Annotated in this window: 19 protein-coding genes and 7 pseudogenes; 5 read left to right on the forward strand and 21 right to left on the reverse strand. The window is 33.7% G+C overall.

Annotation, left to right across the window (positions count from 1 at the left end; all coding sequences use genetic code 11):
* Window positions 1-87: 87 nt before the first annotated feature.
* Together PL321_RS05380 and PL321_RS05385 are read right to left on the reverse strand one after the other, a co-directional pair.
* Window positions 88-327 (reverse strand): hypothetical protein, encoded by a 240-nt coding sequence (locus tag PL321_RS05380; RefSeq protein WP_273963753.1) that lies wholly within the window; start codon window positions 325-327, stop codon window positions 88-90.
* Window positions 328-592: 265 nt separating this feature from the next.
* On the reverse strand, window positions 593-1,228 hold the full coding sequence (locus PL321_RS05385) for a hypothetical protein (protein ID WP_273963754.1): 636 nt from the start codon (window positions 1,226-1,228) through the stop codon (window positions 593-595).
* A 277-nt stretch (window positions 1,229-1,505) separates the two neighbouring features.
* Between PL321_RS05385 and PL321_RS05390 the strand changes: the two genes are divergently transcribed.
* Window positions 1,506-1,646 carry a hypothetical protein gene (locus tag PL321_RS05390; protein WP_273963755.1) on the forward strand — a complete coding sequence of 47 codons (141 nt, stop codon included), beginning with the start codon at window positions 1,506-1,508 and terminating at the stop codon, window positions 1,644-1,646.
* Between the two features lie 785 nt (window positions 1,647-2,431).
* On the opposite strand, the pseudogene PL321_RS21020 reads toward PL321_RS05390, so the two are convergent.
* The 14 genes and pseudogenes from PL321_RS21020 to PL321_RS05455 form a co-directional block, all read right to left on the reverse strand.
* A pseudogene (locus PL321_RS21020) lies at window positions 2,432-2,620 on the reverse strand (cell wall-binding repeat-containing protein); the annotation flags it as partial.
* Entirely contained in the window at window positions 2,575-3,330 is a 756-nt protein-coding gene (locus tag PL321_RS05400; protein ID WP_273963757.1) for a cell wall-binding repeat-containing protein, read from the reverse strand. The pseudogene PL321_RS21020 and the gene PL321_RS05400, both read right to left, overlap by 46 nt.
* Before the next feature lie 510 nt (window positions 3,331-3,840).
* Window positions 3,841-5,438 (reverse strand): annotated as a pseudogene (locus PL321_RS05405) (CTP synthase).
* Between the two features lie 100 nt (window positions 5,439-5,538).
* The gene (locus tag PL321_RS05410) at window positions 5,539-6,129 is read right to left on the reverse strand and encodes an MBL fold metallo-hydrolase (protein WP_337961090.1); all 591 of its coding nucleotides are present in this window, start codon (window positions 6,127-6,129) and stop codon (window positions 5,539-5,541) included.
* Between the two features lie 141 nt (window positions 6,130-6,270).
* Window positions 6,271-7,059, reverse strand: a complete 789-nt coding sequence (locus tag PL321_RS05415) for an OAM dimerization domain-containing protein (RefSeq protein ID WP_273963758.1) — start codon at window positions 7,057-7,059, stop codon at window positions 6,271-6,273.
* Between the two features lie 35 nt (window positions 7,060-7,094).
* Window positions 7,095-8,607: pseudogene (locus PL321_RS05420) on the reverse strand (lysine 5,6-aminomutase subunit alpha).
* Between the two features lie 9 nt (window positions 8,608-8,616).
* On the reverse strand, window positions 8,617-8,739 hold the full coding sequence (locus PL321_RS05425) for a hypothetical protein (protein ID WP_273963759.1): 123 nt from the start codon (window positions 8,737-8,739) through the stop codon (window positions 8,617-8,619).
* Window positions 8,740-8,747: 8 nt separating this feature from the next.
* Entirely contained in the window at window positions 8,748-8,951 is a 204-nt protein-coding gene (locus PL321_RS21025) for a hypothetical protein (RefSeq protein WP_443110748.1), read from the reverse strand.
* A gap of 939 nt (window positions 8,952-9,890) precedes the next feature.
* Window positions 9,891-10,040 (reverse strand): hypothetical protein, encoded by a 150-nt coding sequence (locus PL321_RS05430; protein WP_273963760.1) that lies wholly within the window; start codon window positions 10,038-10,040, stop codon window positions 9,891-9,893.
* A 281-nt stretch (window positions 10,041-10,321) separates the two neighbouring features.
* Complete coding sequence (locus tag PL321_RS05435; RefSeq protein ID WP_273963761.1) at window positions 10,322-10,636, reverse strand: hypothetical protein; 315 nt, start codon at window positions 10,634-10,636, stop codon at window positions 10,322-10,324.
* On the reverse strand, window positions 10,630-11,034 hold the full coding sequence (locus tag PL321_RS05440) for a hypothetical protein (RefSeq protein WP_273963762.1): 405 nt from the start codon (window positions 11,032-11,034) through the stop codon (window positions 10,630-10,632). The genes PL321_RS05435 and PL321_RS05440 overlap by 7 nt, the downstream gene beginning before the upstream one ends.
* Before the next feature lie 6 nt (window positions 11,035-11,040).
* On the reverse strand, window positions 11,041-11,181 hold the full coding sequence (locus PL321_RS05445) for a hypothetical protein (protein ID WP_273963764.1): 141 nt from the start codon (window positions 11,179-11,181) through the stop codon (window positions 11,041-11,043).
* A gap of 11 nt (window positions 11,182-11,192) precedes the next feature.
* Window positions 11,193-12,454, reverse strand: a pseudogene (ablA, locus tag PL321_RS05450) (lysine 2,3-aminomutase).
* A 16-nt stretch (window positions 12,455-12,470) separates the two neighbouring features.
* Window positions 12,471-13,502, reverse strand: a pseudogene (locus tag PL321_RS05455) (L-erythro-3,5-diaminohexanoate dehydrogenase).
* A gap of 426 nt (window positions 13,503-13,928) precedes the next feature.
* Here PL321_RS05455 and PL321_RS05460 point away from each other — a divergent pair.
* The 4 genes and pseudogenes from PL321_RS05460 to PL321_RS05475 all read left to right on the forward strand — a co-directional run bounded on the left by PL321_RS05460 (window position 13,929) and on the right by PL321_RS05475 (window position 15,264).
* Entirely contained in the window at window positions 13,929-14,192 is a 264-nt protein-coding gene (locus tag PL321_RS05460) for a PAS domain-containing protein (protein ID WP_273963765.1), read from the forward strand.
* Between the two features lie 200 nt (window positions 14,193-14,392).
* Window positions 14,393-14,969: pseudogene (locus PL321_RS05465) on the forward strand (sigma 54-interacting transcriptional regulator).
* On the forward strand, window positions 14,942-15,160 hold the full coding sequence (locus tag PL321_RS05470; protein WP_273963766.1) for a hypothetical protein: 219 nt from the start codon (window positions 14,942-14,944) through the stop codon (window positions 15,158-15,160). Before PL321_RS05465 ends, PL321_RS05470 begins: the two are co-directional and overlap by 28 nt.
* 32 nt (window positions 15,161-15,192) lie before the next feature.
* Window positions 15,193-15,264: a helix-turn-helix domain-containing protein gene (locus PL321_RS05475; RefSeq protein ID WP_273964422.1), complete on the forward strand. Its 72-nt coding sequence runs from the start codon at window positions 15,193-15,195 to the stop codon at window positions 15,262-15,264.
* A gap of 80 nt (window positions 15,265-15,344) precedes the next feature.
* Here the strand turns inward: PL321_RS05475 and PL321_RS05480 are convergent, their stop codons facing one another.
* From PL321_RS05480 to ypeB, 5 genes and pseudogenes are all read right to left on the reverse strand, one after another.
* On the reverse strand, window positions 15,345-15,758 hold the full coding sequence (locus PL321_RS05480; RefSeq protein ID WP_273963767.1) for a DUF1934 domain-containing protein: 414 nt from the start codon (window positions 15,756-15,758) through the stop codon (window positions 15,345-15,347).
* A gap of 109 nt (window positions 15,759-15,867) precedes the next feature.
* Window positions 15,868-16,581: a glutamate racemase gene (gene murI, locus PL321_RS05485; RefSeq protein WP_337960962.1), complete on the reverse strand. Its 714-nt coding sequence runs from the start codon at window positions 16,579-16,581 to the stop codon at window positions 15,868-15,870.
* A gap of 22 nt (window positions 16,582-16,603) precedes the next feature.
* Window positions 16,604-17,581, reverse strand: a pseudogene (locus PL321_RS05490) (tRNA 4-thiouridine(8) synthase ThiI).
* A 450-nt stretch (window positions 17,582-18,031) separates the two neighbouring features.
* On the reverse strand, window positions 18,032-18,178 hold the full coding sequence (locus tag PL321_RS05500; RefSeq protein ID WP_273963768.1) for a hypothetical protein: 147 nt from the start codon (window positions 18,176-18,178) through the stop codon (window positions 18,032-18,034).
* A 32-nt stretch (window positions 18,179-18,210) separates the two neighbouring features.
* Window positions 18,211-19,386 (reverse strand): germination protein YpeB, encoded by a 1,176-nt coding sequence (gene ypeB, locus PL321_RS05505; protein ID WP_273963769.1) that lies wholly within the window; start codon window positions 19,384-19,386, stop codon window positions 18,211-18,213.
* Window positions 19,387-19,649 lie beyond the last annotated feature (263 nt).

The following is a 19,649-nucleotide window of genomic DNA, read 5'->3' on the forward strand; positions in this document are numbered from 1 at the left end:
TCTTTTCAGTAGAAAACAGATGTGAAAGAAGTAAAAATAATATTAATAATAAAATTTTTGTATATGTAATTTTGTCTTTAAATAAATTTATTCTTTTTTATAAAGGAAGAAAATAAATAGAGCAAAACAAATTAATGTTAAAATAATCAATGTCTTTGCCTTGTAGTATGAAAATATATCATAATTATAATTTTCTGTTGGCCATATTTTTGTTATTGTGCCTGATAAAGTAACAACTTTAAATCTAACAATTAAAGGTACAACTAACAGTATTATTCCTAACAAAATATCAACTAAGGTTATTTCATCATTGTATATCTTTCTCATAATACCCTCCCATCTATTAACTTTTGTATAGATTTTTATTATGTTAATTTTATCATACTTTTATATCTTTATCAATATTTTCAAATTTTGAATATACTTTTGAAATAAAATGATATTAAAATTCATACAACCATTAGTAATATTTTCTGTACGTTTATTTAACATTTAAATTCAAAATAAGAATCTGTTTGCACCATTCTGCAAACTTTATAAATGCTAAATTAAAACAAAAAGGCAGACAAATTGTCTGCCTTTTTGTTTTAGATTAGTCTACTAAAACTTCAACTATATATACAATCTTATTAATTACTATTGATAGTGTAGCTTTTCCTCTACTTATTGCATTACCACTATTATCTACTACAGATTCATTTGATGAATAAATTCTGTAATCATTTGCACTAAATGCGATCTTTTCACCGTATTGATCGTATCCTACAAATACTCCTCCATTCTTGTCAGTTCCAAATAGAGCATTTGTCACTACTGCTGAACCTGTAGTTACCTTTATAGCATTCTTAACTTGTGATACTGTTGATAAAACTGGAGTAGTATTTACTACATTAAATGTTATTGTACCAACCTTTACAGTTCCAACTTTAACTGTTACAGTTTCTGTTCCTACTGCATTTGCAGTAACTATAGCACTTGATGTAGTTACATTTACAGCATTATTATTTTGTTCATCTTCAAGGACTACTGCACCTTCTACTCCAATGTAATTTCCATTGTTATCAACTTTATATACTGTAATTGTAGCAGTTCTTGGATTATTATCTTTATTATTAGTATTCAAATCAAGTTTAGTAGCATCTGCAACAGCCTTATATCCAGCAAATGTTCCTGCTTCAACAACGTTTACATCAAGAGTAGCAGTTAACTTAGTATTTTCTGTATTCACATACTCAACTGTTAGCTTATCAGTTCCCTTTTCTATAGCTGATAATGTAATTGCTGAACCTGATGTGTTTTGACTTACAACATTATTCTTTCCAAGGCTAACAGTTAATTTAGATCCATCTATTGTAAAATCTTTTCCATATTGATCTTTAAGATTTATTTTTACATTAGCTGATATTCCAGAACCTTTAACTAATGTAACTGCTGATTTATCTAATGTTAGAGTTGTTGCAACTGGATCCTTCTTTACTTGTATTTCTACAGTCTTAGTTAACTTAATGTTTGAATCATTTCTATCTTCTACAGTAACAAGAACAGTAGCCTTTCCTTCTGCTATTGGAGTAACAACACCAGTTACTTCATCAACTACAGCTACAGTTGGATTTAATGACTTAAATGTCTTATTTACTGCTGTATAATCTCTTCCATCTTGATCTAATATTTCAACATGAATTGCTTGACCAGTTGTTGACTTATAAAGTTCAGTCGTTGGTTTAGCATAATCAGGATTTCCTGTTGATAGTGTCCATCTGTCAAGCTTTGAAAGTTTTTGTAATGATTCCTTTACTGTTATTATTGTATTTCCTGTTTCTACCTTTGTATCTGTAATCTTAACATTTACTATTGCACTTCCTGTTGTAGTACCAGCTCTAACAACACCATTTTGTTTACTTACTATACTTGTGTTTGATGTTTCTACTACATAATCAAAACCATTTTCAGTTATATCATTTCCTTCTGCATCCTTTACAACAAGTTCAATTACACTGCCTGTTGTAACTGTAGTTGACTTAAATGCAATTGATGCAGGAGCCTTCTTTGCATAAGCGAATTCAACCTTAGCAGTTTCTGATAATGCTGTACCTACTTCTGGAGTTACTCCTTGAACTTCAACAACATATTCTTTCTTGTCTGATAGCCTATCTACTAACTTTATAGTAACAGTATCCTTTTCTACTGTAACTTTTTCTATTATTTGTAGACTATTTGTATCTGACTTTAAGTATACCTTAAAGTTGCTTGCTATAGCACTCTTAACATCCTTGTTAAACTTAAGAACTATTGTCTTGTCTGATGGAGCAACTGCACTTAAAACCTTTAAAGTTGCCTTTGATACTATGTCTTTTGCAGATGTTTCTACAGATGTTACATTTACTTTTCCACCAAATACTACATACTTAGCCTTTTCAATTCCCTTTGCAGTAGCTAATTCAGTCTTAACAGTTTCTGAAATTACCTCATCAACTAAAACTATTGCTGCATTATTCTTAGCAGCAAGTGCCGCACCAACAAGTGCATCAACTAAATTTGCATCTGCTCCCTTTGCTACATAAATATTTTCAAAATTTATTTCATTCTTGAATTTTTTACTATTTCTAAGTTTGTAGCATATCTATCAGCACCATAAATTCTTTCACCATTCTTTACTTCATTTAAAACTGATGCTGAAAGAGCATTTTCTCCACCAATTACATAGTACTTATTGTAATTTCCCTTGTATGTATCATTTACATCGTCCTTGCTTGCTAGAATTATTGGCCATCCCTTTGCTGCTGCAACTGGTGCAATTGACATAGCATCTGCTAAACCTGTTACACCATTTACAACTACTGCAGTATCAGCTGAACCAAGTTCCTTTGCAATATTGTATGCAGTTTCATATCTATCCTTTCCGCCAAGTTCCTTAACTGTCATTCCTGCACTTCTTAATGCATCCTTAACTTCTGCACTAATTACTTGTGGTCCTGATACAACGTATACTTCCTTAGCACCAAGACCATTAATCTTAGCAACTACATCAGCTGCCTTTGCAGTCTTATGGTCAATTATTACTACTGGTGCACCTAACTTCTTAGCAAGTGGTGCTGCTGCTAATGCATCCACTAGATTAGCTTGTTCTCCTGAAGTCAGAATAACCTTGTCAAATTTAGTTCCTAATTCTGCGTTAATTTTGTCTGCTGTTTCATATCTGTTTGCTCCAGCTAAGCTCTTCACTTCAGCTTCTGCCGCACTTGCAACTCTTGGCATTAACACTGCTGCATTTGTAGCAACAAGAGCTGAAAGAGTTAAAGTACTTAACACTCTTTTTACCTTGTCGTTCAAAATTGACACCCCTGAAAAAATTTTATATTGTAGCTTTTATATATTTATATAAATATATAATAAGCTCGAGTGGTTATATTAATTTTTATTACCTGTTTTAAAGGTTTAGAACTGGTATTTTTAGAAAATTATACTTACCTTCTTATAATACTAACATACTGTGTAAAATATGTCAACAGTAGATTTATTTTTTGTTTTACCATTACACAATATGTTTTGGTAATGAATATGTTTTACAAGAAAATTTAACCTTATACCTTGATTATATTTACCACTATTACCAAAGTCAATAGGATTTTTGGGAATTCTTGTCCAATTTTATTCAATGTTTCTGTTATTACTATTATATTTATATGATGGTATATTTTTTTATGTTGGTTAATTCTTTATTCCATATTTTACTTTTTGTTAAAATTCTTATGCATAATAAACTCTGTGTTTAGTAAATTTCAAGTTTTTATACATACTTTATATAATACAAAATAAAAAGAGCTGTCACTCGACAGCTCTTTACTTATTTAATGCGGCCTTTACAAAATCTCTAAATAGAGGATGTGGCCTATTTGGTCTTGATTTAAACTCTGGGTGGAACTGTGCACCAACAAACCACTTATGATTTGGTATTTCAACTATTTCAACAAGTTTATCATCGGGACTTGTTCCTGCAAGTACCATTCCCATCTTAGTTATTTGACTTCTATATTCATTATTGAATTCATATCTGTGTCTATGTCTTTCATAAATTATTTCATCACCGTAGGCTCTGTAGGAGAAGGTATTTTCCTTTAGCTTACAAGGATATAATCCAAGTCTCATTGTTCCGCCCTTTTCATCAATGTCCTTTTGCTCGTCCATAAGGTCAATAACTGGATGCTTTGTTGTTGGATCTATCTCTGAACTATTCGCATCTTCTAAGCCCACTACGTTTCTTGCAAATTCAATTACTGCACATTGCATTCCAAGACATATTCCAAGGAAAGGAACATTGTTTTCACGTGCATATTTTATTGCAAGTATCTTTCCTTCTATTCCTCTGTCTCCAAAGCCGCCTGGAACAAGTATACCATCTGCATCCTTTAAAACGTCCTTGTAGTTATCTTCATCAACATCACAGGCATTTATCCAATCAATTTCAACCTCTGCATCGTTGTATATACCTGCGTGCTTTAGTGCTTCAACAACTGACATATAGGCGTCGTGAAGTTCTACATACTTTCCAACAAGGGCAATTTTTACTCTGTGCTTTAGATTCTTTAATCTTTCAACAATAGCCTTCCACTCTGAAAGGTCTATTTCCTTTGAATTTATGTTCAGCTTTTTAACAACTAAAGAATCTAATCCCTCTTCGTGAAGCATAAGAGGAACTTCATATAGTGTTGGAGCATCTAAATTTTGTATTACTGATTCTCCATCTATATTACAGAAAAGTCCTATCTTGTCCTTCATTTCACGTGAAAGAGGCTTTTCTGAACGGCATACTATTATGTCAGGTTGAATACCTATACTTCTTAACTCCTTTACTGAATGCTGTGTTGGTTTTGTCTTTAGTTCTCCTGCTTTTCCAAGGTATGGAACTAAAGTTACGTGTATGAATAGAACATTTTCACGGCCAACTTCATATTTTATTTGTCTTATTGCTTCAAGGAAAGGTAAACTTTCAATGTCTCCAACTGTTCCACCTATTTCTGTTATAACTACATCAACGTCCTTTTCCTTTGCTACCTTGTACACCTTTGATTTTATTTCATTTGTTATATGAGGGATAACTTGAACTGTTCCGCCGAGGTATTCACCTTTACGCTCTTTTTGGATAACTGACCAGTAGATTTTTCCCGTAGTGACATTGCTGTTTTTAGACAAGTTCTCATCGATAAATCTTTCGTAGTGACCAAGATCAAGATCTGTTTCTGCACCGTCATCAGTGACGAAAACTTCACCGTGCTGATATGGACTCATAGTTCCTGGGTCGATATTTATATAAGGGTCAAACTTTTGTATGGACACCTTTAGCCCGCGGGACTTAAGTAGTCTTCCGAGGGATGCTGCGGTTATTCCTTTCCAAGAGATGACGCTACACCACCTGTAATGAATATGTATTTGGTTGCCATAATAAGCCTCCTTTGTATTCAATTTATTTAACTTTTATATTTTACTTTATGTTTTTAATTTATGCAAGAGGAAATATAAAGATAGGAGGCAATTTGCCTCCTATTCATAATTTAAAACATATATATGTCTTTCCTTTAGCATATCCTCTGTTATCTCTATAAATGGCTTATCAAGCTTTGTATATGGATAATATTCTAAGAATTTATCCACTGGGTTTAAATCAAATTTTAATGGTTTTGTCTTGTAGTGCATAGGAATTATTACCTTTGCATTTAGGCTTTCACATACATCATAGGCTGCCTCTGCATTAATTGTATATATCCCTCCAACAGGTACTAAAAGAACATCAACATCTCCTATCATTTCAATTTGTGCCTTTGTCAACCTGTGCCCTAAATCTCCAAGATGACAAACTCTTTTGCCGTCAACTTCAAACACATAGACGATATTATCTCCTCTTTTTGCTCCCTGTTCTTCATCGTGGTATGTATGAACTCCTCTTATAGCAATATCCTTTATATAAAAATTTCCTACTTTATTTACTATTGTATAATCTCCATTTAAACAGTCTGTAAAGTTGTGGTCGTAGTGATTATGGCTTGTAGTAACTATATCGCAACTTACCTTAGGTAGCTTATATCCAACATTATCATCAAATGGATCAGTTACTATTCTTATTCCATTTTTGATGTTATCTTAAAGCAGGCGTGGCCTAACCATTTTATTCGCATAAAACCCTCCCGATTAGTATATATTTATTTGTATATATAATATCATAAATGGACTGGTTTTATGCAAAAATTTTTAAAAATTCACAAACAAAGTATACATCTACTTAATTCCTCTTGCTACCATCTCCTGCACAATAAAGGAGGCTACATCCTCTGCAAAGGAACCTGATCCAAACCCTGCATCATACCCAAGCTCCTTTGCAAGTTCGTGGCTTATTCGAGGGCCACCTGCAACTAATACTACTCTATCCCTTATTCCCTCTGCTTCAACAATTTCAACAAGCTCCGTCATATTGGGAATGTGTACATTCTTTTGGGTTACAACTTGCGATACAAGTATTGCATCCGCATTAACCTCTATTGCCTTTGCCACTAATACTTCATTTGGAACTTGACTTCCTAAGTTATATGCTTCTATCATCTGATATCTTTCAAGTCCGTAGTGCCCTGCATATCCCTTCATATTCATAATGGCATCTATTCCAACCGTGTGGGCATCTGTACCTGTACAAGCACCAACTACCACAACTTTTCTTCCTATATTCCTTCTAATATAATCATCCACCTCATCCATTGACATAGTATTGGTTTCAACCTTTGGAACAACTATCTTTGTAGCATCAACAGAGTGAATGCAAGAACCATATACAACAAAGAAGGTATATCCTACCCCTAAATCCATCATATAAGTAACATTTGGTTCCTCAATTCCCATCTTCATTGCAAGCTGTCTTGCTGCCTCCTTTGCCTCCTCTGAATAAGGAAGAGGGAGTGTAAAGGATAGCTGAATTTTTCCATCATTCATTGTATCTCCGTAGGCCTTTACCCTTGATTTATCAAAGGTTTTGTCAAAATCCTTCTTTTCCATTGAATAAAGTCCGCTACTCATTTATTGCACCCCTAACATTAGAGGTATGAATTCGTTTATATAGTTTTCTCCCTTTTGAATACTCCATCTAATCCCTTGCCACCATATCTTGAACGCTTAATATCTGCAAAAATTCCCTTCTCAAGAGTTGTAAATAATCCTTCCTTTTCGATCTCCTCAAGAAGCATAGTAGCCCTACTTAAAACTTCATTTGCTCTTTTTCGATTATTCCTCCACGTTTAAATTCTATTTCATCTCCTATTGATTTCATATTATTAAATATATACCTTGCATTTTCAATAGAAAGGGCTCTGTCTGATATAAAGGGTGTATGAATTGCCTCTGTTAACATTCCAAGAAGCTGTATACCCTGATGTGTCCAGATAGATACAACATTAAATAGTGCATCTTGAATATGTCCTTTAAATATATTTCCTGTCATAAACTTAGTAGGAGGCATATATTTTAGTGGTGCCTTTGGGAATATCTGTCTTGCCATCTGAGCCTGTGCAAGTTCAAACAAAAATCCATCCCTAAGATCTGGATTCATTTCAAAGGCGTGTCCAAGTCCCATCTGTTCTTCAGGAATTCCAACCATCTTTGCAAACTGTTCATTAATAAATTGAGATGCTAAAACAGTATGGGCTGCCTCTACCGCATCTGCTGTTGTTAGGTAGTTGTCCTCTCCTGTGTTTATTATAACCCCTGCAAATCCATTTATAACTCTTGAGAAGAACTGGTCAATTAATGTCCTTTGCATATTAATATCTCTAAAGAGTATTCCATATAGGGCATCATTTAGCATTACATCAAGTCTCTCCATTGCTCCCATCGCTGCAATCTCAGGCATACAAAGACCTGAACAATAGTTGCATAGTCTAATATATCTTCCAACCTCCAAAGATACCTCATCAAGAGCTCTTCTCATTATTCTGAAGTTCTCCTGTGTCGCATAGGTTCCTCCAAACCCTTCTGTTGTTGCACCATAAGGAACATAATCAAGAAGGCTCTGTCCCGTTGTTCTTATTACAGCAATTATATCAGCTCCCTGCTTTGCTGCCGACTGTGCCTGAACAACATCCTCATATATATTCCCAGTTGCAACTATAACATAAAGATAGGGTTTATCCCCTTCACCTATATTTTTAATCATATTGTCTCTTGTTTGTCTGTTTTTCCTTATCATATCCACCGTAGGATATGCAAGTTCATAGGCCTTCCTTCTTATCTCATCTAAGCTATGTTTATTTAGTTTAACAATATTTAGATTCCCTTTGCTACCTCCTCTGCAATCTCTTGCACAGAAAGGTTTGTCTCAATCACAGCATTTACAAGATAATAGGAAAGTCCATCCTCAAGAGCACCATTTTCCTTAATATGGTCAACTATTCTATTAGGAAGTGGAACTCCATTTTCATCTACTCCATCTATTCCATAAAGCCTTGCAATAGTTCTTTCGGTTGAAACAGTAGAATGAAGGTCAATGAATTTTTGTGTATCTATTGCTATATTTCTTGCCGCATCTCTTGCCCTTTTTATAAGTTCTTCATTTAAGTTTATATATGCCATATTATCCCCCTAATTTAGGTATTTTTCTGCCAATTTAAGTATTTCCTCATCAAACCCAAGAAGCCTTGCTACCCTTATAGCGTCCTTTGGTACTTCATATTTTCCATAAACTTCTCTTAAGGTATAGTCCATATAAAGGTTTAAATCCTGTAGGGAAATACTTTTACCTCCTTGTCTATTTTAAGACCCACAACCTCATAATGTCTTGCCGCATCATCTATTCCATCAAAGTGGGTTGTAACCACCAAAACAGAGTTCAATGTATTAAAATATGACAGTATAGCCTTTAATATTGCTCTTCCTTCCTTGGGGTTTGTTCCTCTTGCTATTTCATCTAAAAGAATAAGCCCCTTAGATCTTTGTACTTAATAGTTTGATTTAATGCTAAAACCTCTGCACCAAAGGTTGAAAGTCCAGAGTCAAGTGACTGCATATCTCCAGCTTGGCAAAAATAATAATCGAATATATAAAAACTAAAATACTCACAGGGTACAAAAGCCCATCTGTGCCATAATGCACAAAAACCAATTAGCCTTAATGTAACCGTCTTTCCCCCATATTTACTCCTGTAATTATTGTTGAACCTCTCTTTAAATCTATTGAAATAGGAGTATAACAGATTCCCTTCTTTTTAGTTCAGCCTCAACCTTCAGGTGGCGTCCATTTGATATTTTAATTTCTATATCACTATTTATATGGGGTCTTATGGATTTTGTATCTACCGCAAGCTTTGCCTTTTGCAGTAATAGGTCTAATTCAGAAATAGTATAGATTTGCCTAAGAAGATTTTGTTCCTCCTCTTTAATTCTCTCCGTTAGATATTTCCTAACTGTATACTCCTCCTGCTCCTCCTGTTGCTTTAATCCTTCTATTATGTTATTAATCCTATCTCCCTCATCTTTAAGCTCAAGGGAAAAATAATGTAATAGGGTGTTTTTAAGATTTGTCTGAGGTTTTTATCACAGAGAGCATCTTCTATTAATTTATCATCCCTCGATATAACAACTTCATCATTTTGCTTTACCGTAACAGAATATTTTTGTTCAATCTTTCTTTTTAGATTTTCCTTTAAGAGATTTAGTTCTTTACTGTAACTTTTTATTTCTTTCCTTATTTGTTTTAACCTTTCACTATAGCCGTCGTATATATAAAAGCTTCTACTGTTTTGCCCTCTATGTCCAAGAGATTTTCTAAATTGGGTATTGTAAAGAGCTTTAAATCTTCTATAAAATTATTATTCCTTTGTATTTTGCAAATTTCCCGTACATTTATTAAGAAGTTCTTTATTTCAAAAACTCAATATCCTCAAGAACAGCACCAGATACTGCCCTTTTTATAGATGTTCTTATCTCCTTTATACCCTCAAGAAGAGATAAAATAGTATAATAGTCAGAAGGATTTTTTGTATAAACCCTATTAAAAAGGTTATACAATCATACTGCCTATTTAATTCTTCTTTATTTTTATATAAACATAGTGAGTTTAGCCTTTCCTTTCCATAGGGGTCTTTAAATCTAATATAGAAATTACATAATCCATTCCAACATTTTTTAATGTGTCCTTTAAAATCATACCCCCACTCCTTCATACAAAACATCATAGACATCAACAGGGTTTAATGCACTCCTTAAATTTTTCAAAAATACATTAGGATTATAATAGTAGCCAAAGGGGGAAGTTGGATTTTGTGTTACACATATTAGATTTATTTTTTCTAATACGTATATATTACCTCCCGCCCCTTAAAACTATCATAATCCTCCTTATTTACAAAGACCTTTGTCCCATCATTAACAATTAAATCTACCACAAGGCCCTTAACTTTATTTAAAAAGGTACTCGTTAAGCTTCCAGGTAAATATATATATTTAATATTCTTATTTAATCTACTTAGTATTTCATCCTCATTTCCTAAGCAGGTTTTTATATTCGTATCAATGGTGTTATCCCCTATTAATAAAACATTTTTGGTATCTAAAGAGTTTATTTTGCATAAAACATCTTTTTCTACCCGATTAAGACTTAGCATATCAACTGTGTGTTTTGTTTTTTTATTGTTACATTCATATCCCTTGAAAGGCTTGCACCAGTTGATAAAATGCACCCATCAGTTATAGAAGGGGAACCCTGTGTTTTTCTATTTAGTGCACCATCAACCAGTACAACATCTCCTCCAAGGGCAAGCATCATATCAGAAACTTCACCTATCTCTCGGTTACTATCTGGACCTGCCAAAAGCACATACCCTTCCCTTACAACTTTAACTATCACTATTTTCCCAAGGCAGGTTGTAAAGTCTATAATATCTATTATTTCATACTTTGCACTAAAACTTTTTAATGCCTCCTGAGATGTTGCAATCAGTGTGCCCTCATAGGCGTAGATCTTAGGTTTTTGTCTTATAAACCACATCCCTTCCCTCTCCATCTACGCCTATAGAGGTAAGGCAGACTCCTTTTTTCTTTTTGTGCAAATATTAATTAACTCATTTAAAACAACGGTTTTTCCAGAATTTTTGCACATTCCAAGTATTGATATCTTTTTATAGGTATCTAAAGCAGAATATAAATTCATTCATCCACCTTCTATTTATTTTTGTAGTTCTTTGCCCTCTCTCTCCTTAATAGGACATCTGGCTCAAAGCTTAATTTATCTCCCTCAAGAAGCATTGAAACTCCTGTCACATCATCTTCCTTTTTGCCTCTGCAAACTTCACAGTTGCATTTTTCCTCAATATATTCAGGCTCAGTGTATGTTGTAATAACTCCCTCAAAGTTTCTTAAAACGACTTTCTTTGGTGATTGGCTAATCACATACTGTGGCATAACTGGAGTTTTTCCTCCTCCACCTGGAGCATCAACAACAAAGGTTGGAACGCAAAAGCCTGATGTGTGTCCCCTCAATCCTTCTATAATCTCTATTCCCTTTGAAACCTTTGTTCTAAAATGTTCAATTCCCTGTGACAGGTCGCATTGGTATATATAATAAGGTCTTACCCTCATCTTAACTAAACCGTGAACAAGCTCCCTCTGAATGTGAACGCAGTCATTTACTCCCCTTAACAAAACCGACTGATTGCCAAGTGGTATTCCTGCATCCGCAAGCATCTCGCAAGCTCTCCTTGATTCCTCTGTTATTTCCTTTGGATGATTAAAATGAGTATTTAGCCAAATAGGATGATATTTTTTCAGCATCTTACATAAGTCCTCTGTTATTCTCATTGGATTTACAACAGGAGTTCTTGTACCTATTCTTATTATTTCAACGTGGGGTATTTCCCTTAGTTTCTTTATTATATACTCGAGTCTGTCATCCTCCACTAACAGTGCATCTCCTCCTGATAGCAATACGTCGCGAACCTTTGGGGTATTTTTAATATATTCTATTGCTTTTTCTATCTTATCCATTGGAAGAGAGGAGTCTGTTTGCCCTGCAAATCTTCTCCTTGTGCAGTGTCTGCAGTACATTGAACACATATCAGTTATTAATAGAAGTACTCTATCAGGATATCTATGAGTTAAACCTGGAACTGGAGAATCTGCATCTTCGTGCAGAGGGTCACTCATATCACAGCTTGAAAAATTAAGTTCTGCTAGCGTTGGAACAGCTTGTTTTCTTATAGGGTCGTGAGGGTCATCTTTATCCATTAAAGTTGCGTAATATGGGGTTATAGCCATTCTTAAAGTCTTAAGACATTTTTCAATCGCCTGTTCTTCTTCAGGAAGTAAGTTTATAACCTTTTTAACTGTTCAACAGTTGTTATTCTATTTCTTACCTGCCATTTCCAATCCTTCCACTCTTCTTCTTTAACATTTTTAAACAGCTCAATACTCCTATAATCCCTCATTTAAATCCCCTCATAATCATACATAAATAGTTTCAAATATTTCTCTAAGAAGCTTGCTCTCCCTTAAAACCTCAAGTGTAATCTGTGCGTGTCCCTTTGTGTATCCATTACCTATTATCATATTAACGTCCTTTCCTATACCCTCTGCTCCAAGTGCCGCCTTTGTGAAACTTGTTGCCATACTGAAGAAATAAACTATTCCATCATCTCTGACTGGAAGAATTGTTGACATTTCTGTATTTGGTATATTAACAACATTAATTGCAATATCTACATATCTTCCTCCTGTGTATTCTAAAACTTTATTCAAAACTTCAACTGGTTGTGTTGCATCACCCTCGATTACAACATCACAAAGATTTGTTGCTTTTAACCTTTCTGCTGACTTTCCTGGTCTTGCAAATCCTATTACCTTACCAGTTACCCCTGCACGTTTTTTAGCCTCATAACAGCATAAAAGTCCACTCTTTCCTGCTGCACCAAGTATTAATACATAATCTCCTGGTTTAACAAGCTTTGCAGTTTGTGCTGGTGCACCTGCAACATCAAGGGCAGCAAGTGCTAATGTCTCTGGCATATCATCAGGTAGCTTTGCATAAATACCACTTTCAAACAAAATTGCCTTTCCTTCTATATCTACTTGATCTATATCCTTTTTACATTTAAAATCTTGTCTATTCTAAGTGGAGTTAATGAAAGTGATACTAAAGTAGCTATCTTATCTCCAGCCTTTAAGTCTATTTTGCCCTCTAAGTCCTTTCCAATCTTTTCTACAATACCAATTAGCATTCCACCTGAACCTGTAACAGGGTTTTGATGTTTTCCCTCTCTTTAACTATATTCATCATTATTTCCTTTATCTTTTCTACATCTCCCCTGCCTGCTCCTTTATTTGGGTGAAACTTGCAGAATCTATATTTAGAGTCTTTACGTCAATTAATATTTCGTTATCATAAATATCCATTGAGTTATCAATTTTTAATGCCGTTTGTGGTAAAACACCCTTTGGTTCTATAACTCTGTGTGTTCCATATGGACAACCTCTCATAGAAAATTCCCCTATATTTGTTTTTTATTATTATTGCAAAGTGTATGCCAAAATTTAATTATCTCTATGACGATTTTGCTGTAAAAATCAATGTAGTTTTTGCAATCGATTTTAAAAAATCCCCTACCTTCTGACTAAATGTGATGAATTTTTGGCAGTTTACTATATATGCGTAATTATACCCTAACAAGATGAGGTAAGACGTCCTAAAGGACGATGGTAAAAGAGAGAAAAGCTTTTGCTTACTAAAGCAGTAGAAGGGAATCCTTCAATGCATAAGCATATTATAGCTTTTTCAACAGCCTAAAATTAATTTTTAGATTATATAAATAACTAATGGTAAATTGAACTAAAGTATGGTAAAATAAATATGCAGAAAATTCTGCATATTGTGCCGATTTTTAATCACTTGTAGGGGATAATATTATGTTTGATAAAAATGTATATGATATTTTTGATAATCTTGAAGATGGGATTACAATTATTGATACAAAGGGAAGAATTGTTTTTCTTAATGAAAAGGCACAAAAACTTGACAATATTAATTTAAATGAGGTTTTAGGAAGACACGTTCTTGAGGTCTATCCTTCTCTTTCTCAAAGAAGTAGCACCCTTTTAAATGTTTTACACACTGGAATTCCAATCAAGGACAACACCCAAAGCTTTGTTAATTTTAAAGGAGAAAAATAACTACGCTAAACACTACTCTTCCTGTTTTAAATGGAGAAAAAATTATCGGTGCCATAGAAATTTCAAGAGATTTAACCAGTGTAAAGAAAATGACGGATGAAATATTAAAGCTTAAAAATGAACTTATTACACGAAAAAATGGAAAGAATGTTGATAGAAGGTTATATACCTTTATGGATATAATTGGTGAAAGCAGTGAAATGCTTAATATAAAAAATATAGCAATAAAAGCCTCAAACTCATCTTCTCCTGTATTTATATACGGAGAAACTGGTGTTGGTAAGGAGCTTTTGTCCAAGCTATACATTCCACAAGCAAAAGAAAAAATGGTCCCTTTATTGCACAAAACTGTGCCGCCCTTCCTGAATCACTTCTTGAGGGTATTTTGTTTGGTACAGTTCGAGGAAGTTTTACAGGCTCTGAAGATAGACCAGGTCTTTTAGAACTTGCAGATGGAGGAACACTTTATCTTGATGAGCTTAATTCAATGCCACCTACTTTACAGGCAAAGCTATTAAGAGTTTTGCAGGATGGTCTTGTAAGAAGAATAGGAGATGTAAAGGAAAAAAGGTAGATGTAAGATTTATTGCCTCTACCAACATAAGCCCTGATGAATGTTTAAATAAGGGGCTAATTAGACGGGATTTATACTATAGATTAAATGTGATATCTATAAACATTCCAGAACTTAAGGATAGAAAGACAGATATTCCTCTTCTTGTTAATTTTTTATTGATAAATATGAGAATATGTTTGGGAAGGAAAAGATACAGATAACAAAAGAAGCCCTGGATTGTTTCATAAACTATAGTTGGCCAGGAAATGTAAGAGAGCTTGAGCATACTATTGAAAGAATACTAAACCTAAAGGATGATGAAACCATAACCATAGATGACTTGCCTGAACAGATAAGAAATTGCAGCAACGCATCTCTTGAAGAAACCCTTGAAAGATATGAAAAAAATTAATTGAAGACGCTTTAAAACTTTGCGACAACAACATAAGCCTTGCTGCTAAAAGATTAAAGATACCAAGACAAACACTTCAGTATAAGATTAAAAAATATTTTTAGTCTGATTCTTTGAAAAAGCTATAATAATGCACCCCTTAAAGAATTTTTTATTCCTTAAGGGGGTGTCTTATAAATTATATTTATTTTATATTAAGTTCAAGATGGTTTATTATGGGATCAAGGCCTGTTGCCTGCATCTTATAATCAAGTTCTACCTTTGCACCCTTTTCATCTGCTTGAATATTAACCTTATTGGTTGATATTGTTATTTCAAGTGCACCGTAGGGAGTTGAATAGAAGGCTGTATGTTTTTCTCCCCTTTTAAATTTCAGTTCAGAAGTTGTAGTACCTCGTCTTATTATATTTAAGCTATCTTGACCAATAATTAGGGTTGTTCTTGTACCTTCCATTCCTGATATTTCTGACTCATCATATTCTGCTACATAGCTGTCATTTTCTTTATAATAAATACCTTCTGATATTAGTTCTATTGTTTCTTCTTGTCCATCAATTAGTTGTTTTGTTTTAACAGAAATTAAACGCTTGTTCTCCACACTCTCATCCTCACTTTTTAAAATTTTTCTATATCAATTTTTGCAATATTATCTATTTCTCTGTTTAAGAAGTTTCCTCCTACTCTTTTGAACTTGTCAGGATTATCACTTACATAATAGCTGTATTCAGCCTTTCTTTTGATGTATTTTGAAGCCCATTTTCGAATAAAATACTCTTAAGTTCAATTGCTGTCTCCTCTGCAGGATTAATCAGTGTTACACCATCTCCCATTATTTTCCCTATTACATTTGTAAGAATAGGATAATGGGTGCATCCTAATACTAAGGTGTCTACATCAAATTCCTTAAAGGGTTCTAAATACTCCTTTGCTATCATATAGGAAACTTCCTTTTCTGCCCATCCCTCCTCTACAAGAGGAACAAATAATGGACAAGGTAGTGCATTAATCTCAACCTCTTTAAATAACTTTCTTATCATTTTTTCATAGGCTCTACTGTTTACAGTTCCCTCTGTTCCTATTATTCCAATTCTTCCTGTTTTAGTTGCTCTGACTGCTGCACTTGCCCCTGGCTTTACAACACCGAGTATTGGAATATCAAACTCATTATTTAGTTCCTCAAGGGCTAAGGCAGATGCAGTATTACAGGCAATTACTATGGCTTTAACATCCTTACTTAATAAAAATCTTGAGTTTTGTTTAGCAAACTTAGTTATTGTCTCTTGAGACTTACTTCCATAGGGAACCCTTGCCGTATCTCCAAAATATACAATGTCCTCATAGGGAAGTATTCTCATTATTTCCTTAACTACAGTTAGCCCTCCAATCCCTGAATCAAAAACACCAATTGGTCTTGTATCCAATTCTCTCCCACCTTTTACTTAATTAAAGCATAAATTTTGATATTTCATTATCCTCAATAGGGTCTACCGTTAATATATTATATTTATTTTCATTGTAAATTCTATACTTAACTCTAACATTTTTTGTTCCCTTGCTTTACTGTATCTTGCTGCTATTCTTGCTGCAAATAGGATATCCTCCTCAGTTGGCTGTCCTCTCAAAACGACTGTTGAACCTGTTACGTCAAGTGTATCAAATATATAGTCTCCCTCTTTTATCATTGTCTTTAGCAGTTTAAACTCATCCTGAGTTCTTGTTGAAACTATCTTTACATTTTCATTTATTCTAAAGTGTCTTCCTATGTTTAATATATCAATATGTTCAACCTTTGCATCTTTATTGTGTGTTAATAAGTCCTTTAATCGCTTAGAGAAGCCAGGGTCTGTTAATTTACATCCACCTGCTGGAGATGGATATTCCTTTATATTCCATTTCTCTGCAAGCTCCATCTGTACCTTTCTTCCTCTACCTGATATGCCAAGTAGCTTTTCTCTATCCACAAGACCTTCCTTCTCCATCCAGGTTTCTGGTAAGTTTTTAGCACAAAGAGGTCTTAGTATATATTCTTCATATCCTGATTCCTTTTTACTATATCAAGTGCCTGTCTATTTTGAGACATAGGTCTTTGGTTTAAAACTTCACCTGTTATTATAAAATCAGCATCAAGTTCCTTCATTAGTTTTCCTGCATAGTTTAGCATCATAGTTGTGGCAGTCTATACAAGGATTCATATTTTTGCCATATCCGTGTTTAGGATTTTTCACCATTTCAAGGTGATCTTCTGAAAAATCTACAACCTTAAGAGGTATATCTATTTGTTCACACATCTTGATAGCTCTATCACAACCAAAAAGCAGACTTGAAGCATATACCAATAACTTCCACACCTTGATCCTTTACAAGCTTTGCTGCAAGTCCACTGTCTAATCCACCTGATATTAAAGCAAGAGCTCTTGCCATTTTCTCCACTCCTTTTTACAATATGGTGAGCCACCTATACTATAAATATTTTAAAAAGCAAGGCAACTCAAGTTTTATAATTTTACCCTATAAACAATAATATGTTTAGGTGTTGCTATATAGACATTTTATATTTTGTGTTATTATAAGTCAAGAAACTTATATGTAATGTATATAAGTCAGAGGAACTCAAAGAGTTCCTCTGACTTATTAGCTATGATTGTTGTTTTGTTCGTACATCTTTTGTGCATACTGTATTGCTGCTGCTACAAGGTTTCCACACTCTCTTGATGGAACATCGCCCCAGCCTTTTTCCTTTACAATGTCATAAACCCCAAGCTCTTTGTAAGCTCATACTTTAGTTCGTCAGACATAATACTTCTATGTCTTGACATCCTAAATCCCCCTTTGATATTAATTTTCCCCCAAAACATTTTTATATGTTATAAACTATATGGTAAGCTCGCCATTAGGTGTATCTATTAGCTTCAGTATCCTCTCTTCTGTTCCATCCTGTGCATTTATGTATATGAAGAACTTTTCTCCGTTATATTCTCCAAAGAACTCATAGCATAAAACTTCCTTTAGTGATTCCATTGGTATAATTGTTAATCTTATATTTTTTATGTTTAAATTTTTACTAACATTATTTTTGCTTCCTGTGGTGTTATTCTTGCATTTGGTATCTTTCTCTCAGTATGTGCTACTAAATAATGCTGAGCCTCTATACCAATTATATCTCCGTTGTCCAAAGCGATCTTTAATTTTATTTGGTCTGGATAAACAACAACCTTATCCTGAACATAAGCATAATTTATTAAAGCAACATTATCGTATTTTAGTGTATAAGTTGGTATCATATCTCTATATCCTATTTTTTCAAGATATTTCATTCCCTTTTCTATAGCCTGCTTCATATTAAGCTTTGAACCCTTCACTTCTCTTGTGTCAAGAAGATATACAATCTTTCCTCCGTTTTGACTTATATCAACATCTACTGTTGCATCCTTGTTGCCCTTCATAGTAACTTTAAAGGGATAAACTGGAATTTTGCCGCCCGTCTTATTGCTGTATGTATCAATAGATTGAACCTTATCGTTTCCAAGTATATCCTTAACTACCCTTTTAGCTTCCTCTATGCTTATCTTGGATTCTTGCAATACCTTTGGCTTTATATTTAGTACATTTTCTGAAAAAGGACCATCATATATTAAGGTGGGATACTGCTGAAGTTCCTTTGATATATTCTCAAATTTTACATCAACTGGATTTTGAAGCTTTTGTGAAAATAGAACCTTTCCCTTAAGTTTTATTTCTGTCCAATCTAATTTACCCTCTGAAACCTCCTGCTGAAGTTCGTGTAATTTAACATTAAGATAGCCTGCATAGTCATTTAATTTTTCAAGTGTCTTAAGCTCTGTTTCATTTAATCCCTGCCCACTGCCACTTCTTTTAAGAAGCGTATAGGAAAAGTCTCCTACCTGTGCTAAAAATTTTGTTGTTTGAGATAGGGCTTCGTGGGAAATTGGCAAACTGTTTAGTCTATCCTGTGCCGCACCCGCCTGCCTCCATATTTCACTAAATATTATTATTGCTTGTTTTTCAGACATAGTAACAGGAACTTTAGATAAGCTTGCCTGTAAAGATTCAACATTTGAAACTATTTCGTATAAATCCTTTTGATATTGGTTTCCAAGAAATATTCTATAGTCTCGTCTATCCAGATACATTAAAACTCCAAATGTTGTGGTAAAAACAATTATTATAGAAACAACTATTGCAAGAAAAGACCTTTTATTAAACATATTACCACCCTTTACACAAAAATTTCTGAATATATTTTTGTATTAATCTTGTAATTATACATTTAATTTGTTGTTAATTTTATGTTAATAAAAGGATTTTTTAATATTTTTGCTTATAATATAGTTAGTGAGGTGAAGTTATGAAGATATTATGCTTAACAGTTTCTGCTGGAAGTGGGCATATAAAGGCCGCTGAAGCACTTAAAAATACTTTAAAACACATTATGAGGAAATTGAGTTTGAAACTGTAGATACACTAAAAT

Source organism: Caloramator sp. mosi_1 (genome assembly GCF_028622835.1).
Classification (GTDB): Bacteria; Bacillota; Clostridia; order Clostridiales; family Caloramatoraceae; genus Thermobrachium.